Source organism: Streptomyces sp. NPDC051452 (assembly GCF_044454765.1).
Lineage (GTDB): Bacteria > Actinomycetota > Actinomycetes > Streptomycetales > Streptomycetaceae > Streptomyces.
In genome coordinates this window covers 150512-163576 of the sequence record NZ_JBITEB010000006.1, presented here as the reverse complement: position 1 = coordinate 163576, position 13065 = coordinate 150512, and the positions used below count along the sequence as shown (strand labels likewise).

At 74.1% G+C, this 13065-nt stretch carries 11 protein-coding genes; 7 read left to right on the top strand and 4 right to left on the bottom strand.

Features of this window, described 5'->3' with window-relative positions; genetic code table 11:
• Positions 1 to 129 precede the first annotated feature (129 nt).
• Positions 130 to 1050, top strand: coding sequence for a homocysteine S-methyltransferase (gene mmuM, locus ACIBA9_RS17515; protein WP_399363843.1), 921 nt, complete (start codon positions 130 to 132; stop codon positions 1048 to 1050).
• A gap of 863 nt (positions 1051 to 1913) precedes the next feature.
• On the opposite strand, the gene ACIBA9_RS17510 is transcribed toward mmuM, so the two are convergent.
• Positions 1914 to 3482, bottom strand: coding sequence for a carboxylesterase/lipase family protein (locus ACIBA9_RS17510; RefSeq protein ID WP_399363841.1), 1569 nt, complete (start codon positions 3480 to 3482; stop codon positions 1914 to 1916).
• Between the two features lie 304 nt (positions 3483 to 3786).
• On the opposite strand from ACIBA9_RS17510, the gene ACIBA9_RS17505 reads away from it, so the two are divergent.
• Positions 3787 to 3990 carry a hypothetical protein gene (locus tag ACIBA9_RS17505; RefSeq protein WP_399363839.1) on the top strand — a complete coding sequence of 68 codons (204 nt, stop codon included), beginning with the start codon at positions 3787 to 3789 and terminating at the stop codon, positions 3988 to 3990.
• Between the two features lie 98 nt (positions 3991 to 4088).
• Here the strand turns inward: ACIBA9_RS17505 and ACIBA9_RS17500 are convergent, their stop codons facing one another.
• From ACIBA9_RS17500 to ACIBA9_RS17490, 3 genes are all read right to left on the bottom strand, one after another.
• Positions 4089 to 4349: a hypothetical protein gene (locus ACIBA9_RS17500; protein ID WP_399363837.1), complete on the bottom strand. Its 261-nt coding sequence runs from the start codon at positions 4347 to 4349 to the stop codon at positions 4089 to 4091.
• The gene (locus ACIBA9_RS17495; RefSeq protein WP_399363835.1) at positions 4346 to 5209 is read right to left on the bottom strand and encodes an oxaloacetate decarboxylase; all 864 of its coding nucleotides are present in this window, start codon (positions 5207 to 5209) and stop codon (positions 4346 to 4348) included. Before ACIBA9_RS17495 ends, ACIBA9_RS17500 begins: the two co-directional genes overlap by 4 nt.
• 470 nt (positions 5210 to 5679) lie before the next feature.
• A complete protein-coding gene (locus ACIBA9_RS17490; protein WP_362153142.1) occupies positions 5680 to 6861 on the bottom strand; it encodes a YihY/virulence factor BrkB family protein in 1182 nt (393 codons plus the stop codon).
• Positions 6862 to 7059: 198 nt separating this feature from the next.
• Between ACIBA9_RS17490 and ACIBA9_RS17485 the strand changes: the two genes are divergently transcribed.
• The 5 genes from ACIBA9_RS17485 to ACIBA9_RS17465 all read left to right on the top strand — a co-directional run bounded on the left by ACIBA9_RS17485 (position 7060) and on the right by ACIBA9_RS17465 (position 13008).
• Positions 7060 to 8697 (top strand): acyl-CoA dehydrogenase family protein, encoded by a 1638-nt coding sequence (locus tag ACIBA9_RS17485; RefSeq protein WP_399363833.1) that lies wholly within the window; start codon positions 7060 to 7062, stop codon positions 8695 to 8697.
• Between the two features lie 568 nt (positions 8698 to 9265).
• The gene (locus ACIBA9_RS17480) at positions 9266 to 10609 is read left to right on the top strand and encodes a GAF domain-containing protein (protein WP_399364126.1); all 1344 of its coding nucleotides are present in this window, start codon (positions 9266 to 9268) and stop codon (positions 10607 to 10609) included.
• A 158-nt stretch (positions 10610 to 10767) separates the two neighbouring features.
• Positions 10768 to 12102 (top strand): hypothetical protein, encoded by a 1335-nt coding sequence (locus ACIBA9_RS17475; RefSeq protein ID WP_399363831.1) that lies wholly within the window; start codon positions 10768 to 10770, stop codon positions 12100 to 12102.
• 122 nt (positions 12103 to 12224) lie between these two features.
• The gene (locus ACIBA9_RS17470; protein ID WP_399363829.1) at positions 12225 to 12797 is read left to right on the top strand and encodes a GNAT family N-acetyltransferase; all 573 of its coding nucleotides are present in this window, start codon (positions 12225 to 12227) and stop codon (positions 12795 to 12797) included.
• 127 nt (positions 12798 to 12924) lie between these two features.
• Positions 12925 to 13008, top strand: coding sequence for a putative leader peptide (locus tag ACIBA9_RS17465; RefSeq protein ID WP_309486338.1), 84 nt, complete (start codon positions 12925 to 12927; stop codon positions 13006 to 13008).
• Positions 13009 to 13065 lie beyond the last annotated feature (57 nt).

Sequence of the window (13065 nt, the reverse complement as noted above, 5' to 3'; positions counted from 1 at the left end):
GCGGCACACACGTCACGGACCAGGCCGGGTAGACCGTACCGCTTGCAGCAAGCGCTTACCAGGGGTCGTCCGCCGGGGCCGGGGAGCCCGCGGGCTGACCGGCGCGAGGCTTTGGACTAGCGTCGGGGCATGACCCGCGCCCTCTCCCCCTCCCTCGCCGACGCCCTCGCCACCGGAACGGTCGTGCTCGACGGCGGCATGTCCAACCAGCTGGAGTCGGCCGGGTACGACCTGAGCGACGCGCTGTGGTCCGCGCGGCTGCTCGCCGAGCGGCCCGAGGCCGTCGTCGAGGCGCACCTCGCCTACTTCCTCGCGGGCGCGAGCGTGGCGATCACCGCCAGCTACCAGGCCACGTTCGAGGGGTTCGCGCGGCGCGGCATCGGCCGTGAGGAGGCGGCGCGGCTGCTCACCCTCAGCGTGGAGCTGGCCCGCGAGGCGGCCCGGCGGGCCGGGGAGGCCGGCGTGGACCGGCCGTTGTGGGTGGCGGCCTCCGTGGGGCCCTACGGGGCGATGCTCGCGGACGGTTCCGAGTACCGGGGCCGCTACGGGCTGGGCGTCGCCGAGCTGGAGCGCTTCCACCGGCCGCGGATGGAGGTGCTGGCCGCGGCCGCGCCGGACGTCCTCGCGCTGGAGACCGTGCCCGACGCCGACGAGGGCGCCGCGCTGCTCGGCGCGGTCCGGGGGCTGGGCGTGCCCGCGTGGCTGTCGTACTCCGTCCACGGCCGGCACACCCGCGCCGGGCAGCCCCTGGAGGAGGCGTTCGCCCCGGCCGCCGACGTGGACGAGGTCATCGCGGTGGGCGTCAACTGCTGTGCGTCCGAGGACGTGGAGCCGGCGGTGGAGATCGCGGCCCGGGTCACCGGCAAGCCGGTCGTGGTCTACCCCAACAGTGGTGAGGCCTGGGACGCCGACGCGCGCGCCTGGACGGGACGTTCGACGTTCGACACCGGACAGGTCGAGGCGTGGCGCGCGGCGGGGGCCCGCCTGATCGGCGGCTGCTGCCGAGTAGGCCCCCCGACGATCACCGACCTCGCCTCCACCTTGAAGTGAGCGACGCGGCTGCGCAGCTAGGGGGTTGAGGGGGGCGGGCGCGGGGCGTGCGGCGGAGAGGGGGTGTGCAGTGCGCTACCCGACCCACGTGCGGGCGACTACGCCGCGGGATCTGCGGTCGCCAGGCTCGTTTTGCCGACTCACGGTCGGCGGGGCCGGGTTGGCGGGCCCAGGGGGCGGGCCCCGGTTGGCGAGCCCAAGGCAGCGGACCCGGGTTGGCGACCCCGGGCAGCAGGCCCGAACCCGCGGGCCGCGATCGGCGGGCCCGGATTGTTAGGCCCCGGTCGCGGGCCCTGGGCGGCGGGGCCCGTGTTGGCAGGGCTTGGATGCCGGGCCGGGCGGGCCGGTGGCAGGCCCGCGTCGGTGGACCAAGACAACAAGCCGGACCGGCGAACCGGGCAGCAAGCCCGGACGAGCGCGCCCGCGTCGGAGGGCCCCGGGCAGCAGGCCCGGACGAGCAGGCCGCGACGGCGGACCCAGGGCAGCAGGCCCGAACCCGCGGGCCGCGATCGGCGGCCCCGGATTGACAGGCCCCGGTCGCGGGGCCTGGGCAGCGGGGCTTTGGTTGGCAGGGCTCGGATGTCGGGCCGGGCGGGCCGGTGGCAGGCCCGCGTCGGCGGACCAAGACAACAAGCCGGACCGGCGAACCGGGCAGCAAGCCCGGACGAGCGCATCGGGCAGCAAGCCCGGACCGGCGCATCGGGCAGCAAGCTCGGACGCGCGCGCCCGCGTCGGCGGGCCCAGGGCAGCAGGCCCGGACCCGCGGGTCGCGATCGGCGGGCCCGGATTGACAGGCCCCGGTCGCGGGGCCTGGGCGGCGGGGCCCGGGGTGGCAGGGCTCGCCGGGGCTGCGGGTGGGGGCGTCAGTGGCGGTGGGGGGCCGTTGAGCGGCGTAGACGCCTTACCGCCGAGGCCAGTTCGGTGCCGGGGGCGCGGAACTCGGCGTCGGTGCGGGGTTGTCGGGTGGAGGAGGTGGCCGTCCACAGGGCCAGCTCGGCGTCCCGGGGGCCGAACGCGGTGTGCGGTTCGCCGTCGCCGAAGATCCGCACGGGGTGTGTGGCGTCCCAGGCCTGCCAGCCGGGGTCCCCGGTCGTCGCGAACCGCACCCAGGCCCCGTGCATCGCGTCGCCCAGCTCCTGCGGCGCGCCCTCGCCGGCCAGTTTCCTGGCGTCGGCCACGTTCCCGGTGTCGAAGACGAACCCCAGTTCCAGGGCGTGGCAGGCGCCGAGGCCGGGGAGGGCGGACGGCCAGGCGAACTCGTACAGGTAGGAGGTGCCGGGGCGGGCGTCGGCGAGGCGGTGCAGCGGGAGGCGCAGCAGGTGGTCGGTGACCATCTGGCCGACGGTCTCGGCGACGCCGGCGTCGGGTCGCAGGACGCGGTAGCCGCGCGGCAGGTCGTGACCGGCGTGACAGCGGGCCATCGCGCCGGCCAGGGCGACGGGGCCGAGCCGGTCGACGCGCTCCAGCAGTCCACCCGGCACCAGCCACAGCCGGTACTCGTCCCGGGTCCAGCCCATCAGCAGGCCGACGCCCGGCGCGGTGCCGCCGTCGAGGAGTGCCTCGAGCGGATCGCGGGGTACGAGGTCACCGTCGACGACGATGCCGAACGCGGGACCGCCCAGCACCGGGCTGCCGAGCCGGCCGGCCTCGGCCTGGGTGCGCAGCAGCAGGTCGCGGTCGACGGCGGCGAAGGCCGCCGCGGTGGCGGGGATCCTCAGCCGGTTGGCCATACGGCGGACCACGCGGCGTACCTTGTCGCGGTCCAGGGCCTCCGGTGGGCCGCTCTGCAGGACCGCCCGCCGGATCAGACCCCGGGCCTGCGGTGCGGCGACCAGGGCGCCGACGCTGATCGCGCCGGCCGACTGGCCGCACAGGGTGATCCGGTCCGGGTCGCCGCCGAAGGCCGCGATCGTCTCGTGGACCCAGCGCAGTGCCGCTAACTGGTCGCGCAGGCCCGGGTTGGGCGGCGCGTCCGGGAACAGCCCGTACCCTTCCACGCCCAGCCGGTAGTTGACGGAGACGCAGACCACCCCGTCCCGGGCGAAGGCACTGCCGTCGTACACGGGCACGGCCGAGGATCCCCTGGTCAGCGCGCCGCCATGAAGCCAGACCAGGACGGGGAGCCGGGCGCCCGGGCCCGGCTCGGGGGTCCACACGTTGAGGTTGAGACAGTCGTCGCCGGGGATCTCCGGGTCGGACAGGTACAGCGCGAAGGCCGCGGAGTACGGCGGTTTCGGCGCGGTCGGCCCGAAGGCGACCGTGTCGCGCACGCCGTCCCAGGGCTCGGGCGGCTCGGGCGGCCGGAACCGGCGTGGCCCGAAGGGCGGAGCGGCGTACGGGATGCCCCGGAACACGGCGATGCCGTGCTCGTACCGGCCGCGTACGGTCCCCTGGGGCGTCCTGGCCACGGGGGCCGTCCGGTCTGCCGTCATCGCCCACCAGCCCTTCACGGGGTCGCGTGCGACCGCACAGCCGCACCGGTGCACTGTTCACACCAGAGCATCACGGCGGGCGGAGGTATTCCGCCGCACGGGCCCCACCCTGGGCCGTTCGGCGTACCCCGGCCGCCCCGCGCACCGGCCGCCCCGCGCACCGGCCGCCCCGCGCACCGGCCGCCCCGCGCACCGGCCGCGCCGGGGCGACGGCCGCGGAGCGCGCGCGGGCCAACTGCGTGACGGGCCCGTTCCGTTCGGGCACATGGCGGTGACCCGCACCCGTCAAGATCGTTTGCCGGGCATGAACCCCACCACGCGTACCGCCGCGGCCCTCGCCGGGGCCACGGTCGCCCTGGTCACCGCCTACGGCACGGCCCACGCCGCCTGCCACACCCTCGCCCCCGGGCAGCACCGCGCCACCGTAACCGCGCCCGCCGACGAGCACGATCCGAAGGAGGACGTCGAGGTCGACGAGAACGGCCGCCCCGACCTCGGCGAGGACTGAGCACACCGGCGGCCGGACACCACCCGCAGGGGTGCCCGGCCGCCGTGTGCGAGCGTCCGCCGGTCGGGCGACGGGCCGCGATCCGCCGCCCGTCGATGTCAGTCCTCCTCCTGGCCCGGCCCCTTCGACCCGAAGATGGCCTCGACCACGTCCACGGCGCTGCCGTCGTGATCGCTGCCCGCGGTGCCGCTGCCGGTCTGCAGGTTGGCCGTGCGGTCGACCTCCAGGATCGAGTCGGCGTGCGAGTTGTCGATCACGGTGACCAGGCCCCCCGACGCGCACGCGGGTACGGCACCGGCGCCGAGGAGCGCGGCGGCGACCGCCGCCACCGCCCCGAGGCGGGGCACTGCACGGATCACACGCCCACGCCCTCGGGGGTGAGCCGCTCACGGGCGATGTTGCGCTCCAGCAGGGTGGTGGAGGCCTTCACGCCGATCCCGCTCGCCGGGTCCACCTCCGGCAGCCGGCCGTCGGCCGCCTTCAGACCGGCGAGCGCGCTGTCCATCGCCTCGTGCGCGGCGAACAGGCACGGGGTGCTGTAGATCGCCACGTCGACGCTCAGGTCGGACAGTTCACCGAGGGACAGGCGCGGCGACTTGCCGCCGGCGATCTGGTTGAACAGCAGCGGCTTGCTGCCGACGACCTCCCGGATGCGCTTGATCCACTCGATGCTGCGCACCCCGTCGACCAGCACCACGTCCGCGTCGGTCGCGGCCAGCCGCTCGGCGCGGTGCAGGATGTCGTGCTCGTCGGTGGCGTCCGTACGGGCGACGACCACCAGGTCCTTGCGGGTCTCCAGGACCTGGTGCAGCTTCTCCAGGTACTCCTCCAGCGGCAGGACCTGCTTGCCGTCGGCGTGGCCGCAACGGCGGGGCCGCTTCTGGTCCTCCAGGATGACGCCGGAGGCGCCGATGCGCTCCAGTCCCTCGACGACGTGACACGCGACCTCGGCGTCGACGTAGCCGTCGTCGATGTCGACCAGCAGATGGTGGTGCGGGAACGCGCCCCGCAGCCGCTGGACGAAGGCCACCATGTCCGGCCAGGCGATGAATCCGATGTCCGGCAGCCCGTAGTACGAGGCCGCGAAGCCGAAGCCCGAGACGAACATCCCGTCGTAGTGCTTGGCCGCGATCGACGCCGAGTACATGTCGTACACGCCGATCAGCGGTGTCGTCCCGGGCCCGGCGATGCGCTCGCGCAGCTTCTTACCGTAAGTCAAGGTCCGGCTCCTCATGTGGGTGGGTGACGCGGGACGGGTGGGCCCGCGCGTCTCGACGCCCTTTGCCAAGACAAGAGCATCTCTAGATACTCACGTGACCTTCCATCTACGCGCGCTTTACTCACCTCAATGGCGCAACCGGTTCACCGCAGAAACGTCACTCGGCGAGCCGCCCCGCCCAGGCGAGGCCGCCGTCGAGGTGCGCCGGGAAGGCCGGGTCGAGGCAGGTCTCGGCGGTGTGTCCGAGGGCCGTGTAGAACAGCCGTGCGCCTTCGTCGCCCTGCTCACGACATCAGGCCGGCGGATGGCCGGCGCCCATCCCGCCGCCGTCCTACGACGTCTCGTCGGCGGGCAGCCGACGGGGTGCCTGGTGGCCCGACACCTCGCGCCGAACGGGCCGGGCCGGGGCGCCGCCCGCCCGGAGCGGCGGGGCCGGGACACACCGCCGGTGCCCGACTCCTACCTGACGACTACCGGTGGCTCGTGTCTCCGGGATGGGGACCGTCGGTCCGATGCGGCTGGTGGGAGTGCCGGGAGTGGTGGGGGTTCTTCGCGTGGGCGCGCAGGCGGGCCGTCACGTCCTCCGGGGGCAGGAAGCGGGACCAGCGCTCGGGGAACTCGGAGGGCATGTCGGGATCGTCCGGGTCGGCCTCGCGGGCGGCCGCCGCGGCACGCGCGACGTACTCGGCGACCTGCGCCTCACGCATACGGCCGTTCGCCTCACGGGCGGCCGCCGTGGCGGCGGCGGGCCAGACGCGGTCGATCGCCGCGTTCACCGCCGCGCCGACGAGCACGGCGAAGGCGGACACACCGATCCACAGCAGCACCGCGACGGCGGCTGCCAGGGAGCCGTAGATGGTGGCGCCCTCGATGGTGTGGGTGAGGTAGATGCGCAGCAGGAAACTGCCCAGGACCCACATGGCGAGGGCCACCAGGGCGCCGGGGACGTCCTCGATCCACGGCGAGCGGACCGGCACCGAGACGTGGTACAGGGTCGTCAGGAAGGCGATGGACAGGACGATGACGACCGGCCAGTACAGGACTTGGACGACCGTCTCCGACCAGGGCACGATCCGCACCACCGCGTCCGGTCCCGCCACCATCAGCGGAAGCGCGACCGAGCCGATCAGCAGCGCCACGATGAACAGCAGGAACGCCATGATGCGGGTCTTGACGATGCCCCGGACGCCGTCGAGGCCGTACATGACGGTGATGGTGTCGATGAAGACGTTCACCGCGCGCGAGCCCGACCACAGGGCGAACAGGAAGCCGATGGAGATGACGTCGGGCCGGCCTCCGCGCATCACGTCGTGCAGGATCGGCTGGGCGATCTCCCGCACGCCCTTGTCGGACAGCACCGTGCGGGAGGCCTCGAGAAGGTTGTTCTCCAGGCTGTGGATGGTGTCGGCGCCGGTCCAGTCGTCGACGTAGCCGAGGAGGCCGATGAGGCTCAGCAGCAGCGGCGGCACGGACAGCAGGGTGAAGAACGCCGCCTCGGCCGCCAGACCGAGGATGCGGTACTCCATGCAGGAGTTGACGGTGTCCTTCAGCAGCAGCCAGGCGGTCCTGCGCTTGGAGACGTTCCGGTAGAGGGCCCTGGCCCGATGGAGCCGGCCGGCGGGCCGCTCGGAGGTGTCACTTGCTGGCTGCACGACCCAACGGTATCCGCAGCACCGCACCGCCCTCACCTTCCGGGGCCCGGGAATCCGATCAGGCGGCCCGCGGACCGGGATCATGCCCGTCGCGGGACGGGATCACCCGGGCCACAAGGAGTGACCGGGCGCGCTCGTCGAAGGAGCTGTACCGGCCTGGAGGCCATCATCACCGCCGTCCCGGGTAGGTTCGCAACCATGGCAGGCACCCCCACCCACACCGTGACGAATCAGCCGCCCCCCTTGATCGGGTACGACGTCTTCACGGCCGACCGGGCTCTCGTCGAGGCGGTCGAGCGGCACACCGACCCGGCCGTGCTGGAGGAGGTGCGTGCCGAGCTTTCGGCGCTCGGGCAGGCCGCCGGCTCCGCTCAGCTGGAGGAGTGGGCGGTACAGGCGAACGAGCACCCGCCCCGGCTGCGCACCCACGACCGGTACGGGCACCGGATCGACGAGGTCGAGTTCCATCCGGCCTGGCACCGGCTGCTCGGCAAGGGCGTCTCCGCGGGGCTGACCGGGGCCTGGAGCCGACCGGCCGGACATGTGCGCCGGGCGGCCGGATTCCTCGTGTGGACCCAGGTCGAGGCGGGCAACTGCTGCCCGCTGTCGATGACCCACGCGGCCGTCCCCGCGCTGCGCGCCGACCCGCGGCTCGCCGCCGTGTGGGAGCCCCGGCTGACCTCCACCATCTACGACCGTGAGCTGCGGCCCGCCGGAGAGAAGCCGGGGGCGGTCTTCGGTATGGGCATGACCGAGAAGCAGGGCGGCAGCGACGTACGCGCGAACACCACCGTGGCGCGGCCCCTGGCCGAGGCCGACACCTATGTGCTGACCGGCCACAAGTGGTTCTGCTCGGCGCCCATGTCGGACGCCTTCGTGGTGCTGGCCCAGGCGCCCGACGGCCTGACCTGCTTCCTGGTCCCCCGCGTCCTCGACGACGGCACCCGCAACGTCTTCCGTATCCAGCGGCTCAAGGACAAACTGGGCAACCGGTCCAACGCCTCCGCCGAGGTCGAGTTCGACGGCACCTGGGCACGCCGGATCGGTGAGGAGGGGCGAGGGGTACCGACCGTCATCGGGATGGTCGCCGCGACCCGCCTGGACTGCGCGCTCGGTTCGGCGGGCCTGATGCGGCAGGCGGTGGCCCAGGCGATCCACCACACCGCGCACCGGGAGGCGTTCGGCGGCAAGCTGATCGACAAGCCGCTGATGCGCAACGTGCTCGCCGATCTCGCGCTGGAGTCCGAGGCGGCGACCGCGCTCGCGCTGCGGCTCGCCGCCGCCTACGACGACGGCGGTGAACAGGAACGCGCCCTCCTGCGGCTCGCGGTGCCGGCCGCGAAGTACTGGATCACCAAACGGTGTACGCCGGTGGCCGTGGAGGCCGCCGAGTGCCTGGGCGGCAACGGGTACGTCGAGGAATGGGGCCTGCCCCGGCTGGTGCGCGAGTCGCCGCTGAACTCCGTCTGGGAGGGCGCGGGGAACGTCCAGGCGCTGGACGTGCTGAGGGCGTTGCGGCGTGAGCCGGCAGCGCTGGACGCCTGCCTCACCGAGATCGGCCGGGCGCACGGCGCCGATCACCGGCTCGACCGGGCGGTGAAGGCCCTGTTCACCGAACTGGCCGACCTGGAGGGCGTCGAGGGGCGGGCCCGGCGGCTGGTGGAGCGGCTGGCCCTGGCGTTGCAGGGCTCGCTGCTGGTGCGGCACGCCCCGCCGGAGGTCGCCGACGCGTTCTGCGCCTCCCGGCTGGGCGGCGACCACGGCGCGTCCTTCGGCACCCTGCCGGCGGGCCTGGATCTGGCCCGGGTGGTGGACAGGGCCCGCCCGAACCCCTGAGCACGGGCCGCGCCGCCATCTGTCGGCCTGTCGGCCTGTTGGCCCTTTCGGCCTGCCGCCCTGCCGCCCTGCCGCCCCGCCGTCCGGTCGGCCTGAAGGGGGCGCGAAGCCTTGCTTTCCGCGTTCTCCCGAGCCTCACCACCGGCTCGAGGAGGCGCGAGCGCCCGCGCTTGCCGGGCGCTTCCACGCCCCCGCGTCCACGTCCGCGCCCGGGAGAGCGACCGGCGAACTTCCGGCCGATCGGCCCCCGGCGGGGGTGGTGCTGCGCCGACACGGCACCACCCCCGCCTCCTGGGCCCGTTGAAGGCCGCGGACGCCGCCCGCAGACGGCGCCACAGTCAAGTCTCGGCCACCGTACGGCGGTTCACCAGGGTTGCAAGAGGTTGCAACTTGTCGGCGCACATGCGCGGAGTGTGTGCCTCCGGCCTGCCCGGAGCGGCAGTATGAGAGGCACAGTCGGACCGGAAACCGCCACCCGGACGACTTGACAAGCGTCTTCGATGCCCCTTCCCGGGAGGCCCCAGTGGTGAACCCGCCGACGGACGCGGCGCTGGACGTGGCGCTGAGCATGACGCGCCTGGCCGCCCTGGACACGGCGCAGGCAGCGCGTGTGCTGCACGAGGTGCGCGAGGCCACACTCGCGGGACAGCGTGCGCCTATCGCGCCCAGGCCGGTGATCGAGCAGTCCTGGGGCCGGATGCTGCGCAACGGGGTCGACCCCGATCACGACGTCAGATCGAGCCTGCTGCCCCGCGACGAGGTACGGCGCAGACGGGAGGAGTCACCACTGCGGCATGCCCTGCCGGTGCTGCGCCAGGGTCTGCTTTCGGTCGCCGACGTCGCCCAGCACATCATGGTCGTCGCGGACGCCGAGGGGCGCGTGCTGTGGCGCGAAGGGTCGCGGCCGGTGCTGCGCAAGGCCGACGGCCTCGGTCTGCAACTCGGCGCGGACTGGCGGGAAGACGTCGTCGGCACCAACGGCGTGGGCACCGTGGCGGTGGTACGACGACCCGTGCAGGTCTTCGCCGGCGAGCACTTCGTACGCTCGCACGCCTCCTGGACGTGCACCGGCGCACCGGTCACCGATCCCCGGGACGGCAGGCTGATCGGGGTCGTGGACGTCAGCGGACCGCTGGCGACCGTGCATCCGGCGACCCTGGCCTGGGTGGACTCGGTGGCCAAGCTGGCGGAGGCGCGGCTGCGGGAGCTGCATCTGGCCTCGCTGGAGCGGCTGCGGGCGACGTCGGCGCCCGTGCTGGCCCGGCTGGGCGGGCGCGCGCTGGTGGTGGACCGCGACGGCTGGGCCGCGGCGGTGACCGGGATGCCGTACGTGCGGCGGGTCGGGCTGCCCAAGTCGCTGGTTCCGGGCCGCCGGTGGCTGCCCGTGCTCGGCGCGTGCGCGGTGGAGCCGCTGGCCGGGGGCTGGCTGCTGCGGGCCGAGGGCGAACCGTCCGCGTCCGGCGCCGCCCGGATCGTGCTGGACCTCACGCGGCCGGGCCGGCGTGTGCTGACGGTCGAGACGTCGGCGGGTTCCTGGTCGCGTGAACTGAGTCCCCGCCACGCCGAGTTGCTATTCCTGCTCGCCGAACACCCGTCCGGGCGCGGTGCGGCGAGCCTCGCACGGGACCTGTTCGGCGACCCGTCCAGGACGGTGACCGTACGGGCGGAGATCTCGCGCGTCCGGCGTTATCTCGGCGAACTGCTTTCGCACCGGCCCTACCGCCTGAGCGGCGACGCGGAGATCGCGGTGCTGCTCCCCGAGGACCCTCGTGACCTGCTGCCCGGGTCGTCGGCACCGGCGGTGGCGGACAGACGGGTGGCGCCGGCGAGGACGGACAGAGGGGCGGTGGCGGACGGAAGGGCGGCGCCGGCGGACGACCGGCGGACAGCCGGCGGCCGCCCGGGCGCGTGAGAGCCGTACGCCTGCCCCCTGCGTGTGTCTTCCGCATATTTGCGGGGTCTTCGCCCTGCGCGGCCCGTTGCTGCCGTAGCATCCCCTACGGGCCTCCCCACCTGCTCCCCGATCAACATACGGATCGCACGCCGCAGTTGGCCCGCTCGGGAGGAAGCATGAAGCAACGCGGCAGACACCGCCGACGCAGACGGGGCGCGGCGCTGCGCGCGGTACTGACCGGGACCGCGCTGGCGCTCACCGCGACGGCCACCCTGATCAGCGTGTCCCAGGCCGAGGTGACCGGGGACCCGGGCGCTCTCAAGCCACTGTCCGCCGCGGCGGACACCGCTCCGCTCCGACTCCAGGAGCACCTGATCCCGGCCCGCGCCCTGGACCGGCTCTCCGCCGCGATGGGCGGTGCGGCCGGCGTGAGCACCGTGATCGACGACACCGACCGCGCCCTGCGCGAGGGGTCCGCCTGCTCCGCCGACGACCGCGCGTCGCTGCCCGTCGCCCCCTCTCCCGCCCGCGCCTACTGCTGGGACCCGGCGGACACCACGTCCGGCGCCTGGCGGCCGGCCTCCGTGACCACCTCCGGCGACGCCGACGAGGACGGCGTGTGGGGCAGGCACCGGGTCGTCCTGGCCGGCTGGACCCACAGCGCCACCACCGGCCGCGCCACCGAGCGGGGCCTCGCCCGGGTCGCCTTCGTCGACGCCGACGACCCCGGGCGGCTCGCCTACCGCTGGGTGCTGCTGGTGATACCGGTCCAGGGCGGCCGGGACTACCGGGGTCTGACCTCCGATGTCTCCGGCATGGTCTGGCACCACAACAAACTGCTGGTCACGACGTCCACGGGCGGTGCCGAGGCGCTCTACGTCTACGACCTCGACCGCATCCAGCGCACCACGGTCGACGGGCCCGCGATCGGCCGGGTGCCCGGCGGCTGGTCGGCCGACGGCTATCGGTACGTGATGCCCGCGGTCGGCTCCTACCGCTTCACCTCCGGCCGCTGCTCGGCCTCCGGGCCGCCCTGCCCCGGCGCGCTCGCCCTGGACCGCGGCACCTCGCCGGACAGCCTGGTCGCCGCGGAGTGGACCGCACCCGACGGCGACCGCAAGGCCCGGCTGTGGCGGTACGCGTTCAGCTCCGACCCGGCACGCGGCGGGCTGCTCGCCACCGACCGGGCCGGACGGGCGGACGCGGTGGAGGCCTACCGGACCCGGGCGGCCGGCATCCGCGGGGTGCTGTCGTACCGGCGGCCCGGAACGGACACCGCGTCCTGGTATGTGGGACGACTGCCCAGCTCGCGGGACGGTCGGGGCGCTCTGTGGCGGCAGGACGGCAAGGGGGCGCGGGCCGCCCACTGTGGCGCGGACGCCTCGCACCACTGCTGGGCACGGTCGGCGGGCTCCCTCTCCTTCTGGCAGGAGACGGGTGAGGTGTGGTCCCTGTCGGACCGGATGCTCTTCGCCCTGCCGCTCGCCTCGCTCGACCGATCGCTGAACTGACCGGCCGGGCCGCCGGGCCGCGCGACCGGTCGCCGAACCCATCCTCCGAGGCCCCGCGGTTCAGCGCGGTGTGTGCGCCGGTCGATCGACAGACCGGCGCGGGAGATGGTTCCCTGGCCCGCATGAGCAGCGCCCCTGTCACCACCTGGTCCCTGCAGCAGACGTCGTCGGCCGATCTGCTGCCCGCCGCCGCGCCCGAGGGCGACGTCCGGATCGTGCGCGCCGAGGTGCCCTCCCCGGAGTTCAGCCGTTTCCTGTACGCCTCCGTCGGCGGCGACATCCGCTGGACCGACCGGCTCGGCTGGAGCTACGCCCGGTGGCGGGAGTACCTGGAACGGCCGGGCGTGGAGACCTGGGTCGCCTACGACCGGGGCACCCCCGCGGGTTATGTGGAGCTGGAGCCGCAGGACGAGGGTGTGGTCGAGATCGTCTACTTCGGACTGCTGCCCGCCTTCCGCGGCCGGCGCGTCGGCGGTCACCTGCTGACGCACGGCGCGGCGCGTGCCTGGGACCTGGCGGAGCGCTGGCCGGGGCGTACGCCGACCAAGCGGGTGTGGCTGCACACCTGCAGCAAGGACGGCGAGCACGCGATGGACAACTATCTGCGGCGCGGGTTCCAGCTGTTCGACACCAAGGTGGAGCTGGAGCCCGAGGTGGCGACGCCCGGGCCGTGGCCCGGCGCATACCCCGCCTGAGCTGGCGGGACAAGCCTCCGCGCAGCGCATGTGAGCGACGACACGCCCGTCTCGCTCTTCGAGACCCGGATGTCCGAATGCCGGACGAAGCTGGACTCTGTTCAGATCGCCGTGACACGCTTTCGCCATGTCCGGAACTGGAATTGCCTTGGTGAGTCGGCGGCACGTCGATCTCGGCCGCATGTCCAGCGCCATCTGTCCGGCGAGCTGACACTTCAGCACCGCCGAGATCCCCGCACCTGATTCCGCTCGCGCACGGCCGCGCCAC

Coding starts and splice junctions, on each gene's coding strand:
- ACIBA9_RS17485 (WP_399363833.1), top strand. CDS start 7,060: ATGGCAGGCACCCCCACCCACACCGTGACGAATCAGCCGCCCCCCTTG.
- ACIBA9_RS17505 (WP_399363839.1), top strand. CDS start 3,787: ATGAACCCCACCACGCGTACCGCCGCGGCCCTCGCCGGGGCCACGGTC.
- ACIBA9_RS17480 (WP_399364126.1), top strand. CDS start 9,266: ATGACGCGCCTGGCCGCCCTGGACACGGCGCAGGCAGCGCGTGTGCTG.
- ACIBA9_RS17470 (WP_399363829.1), top strand. CDS start 12,225: ATGAGCAGCGCCCCTGTCACCACCTGGTCCCTGCAGCAGACGTCGTCG.
- ACIBA9_RS17465 (WP_309486338.1), top strand. CDS start 12,925: ATGTCCGGAACTGGAATTGCCTTGGTGAGTCGGCGGCACGTCGATCTC.
- ACIBA9_RS17475 (WP_399363831.1), top strand. CDS start 10,768: ATGAAGCAACGCGGCAGACACCGCCGACGCAGACGGGGCGCGGCGCTG.
- ACIBA9_RS17510 (WP_399363841.1), bottom strand. CDS start 3,482: ATGACGGCAGACCGGACGGCCCCCGTGGCCAGGACGCCCCAGGGGACC.
- mmuM (WP_399363843.1), top strand. CDS start 130: ATGACCCGCGCCCTCTCCCCCTCCCTCGCCGACGCCCTCGCCACCGGA.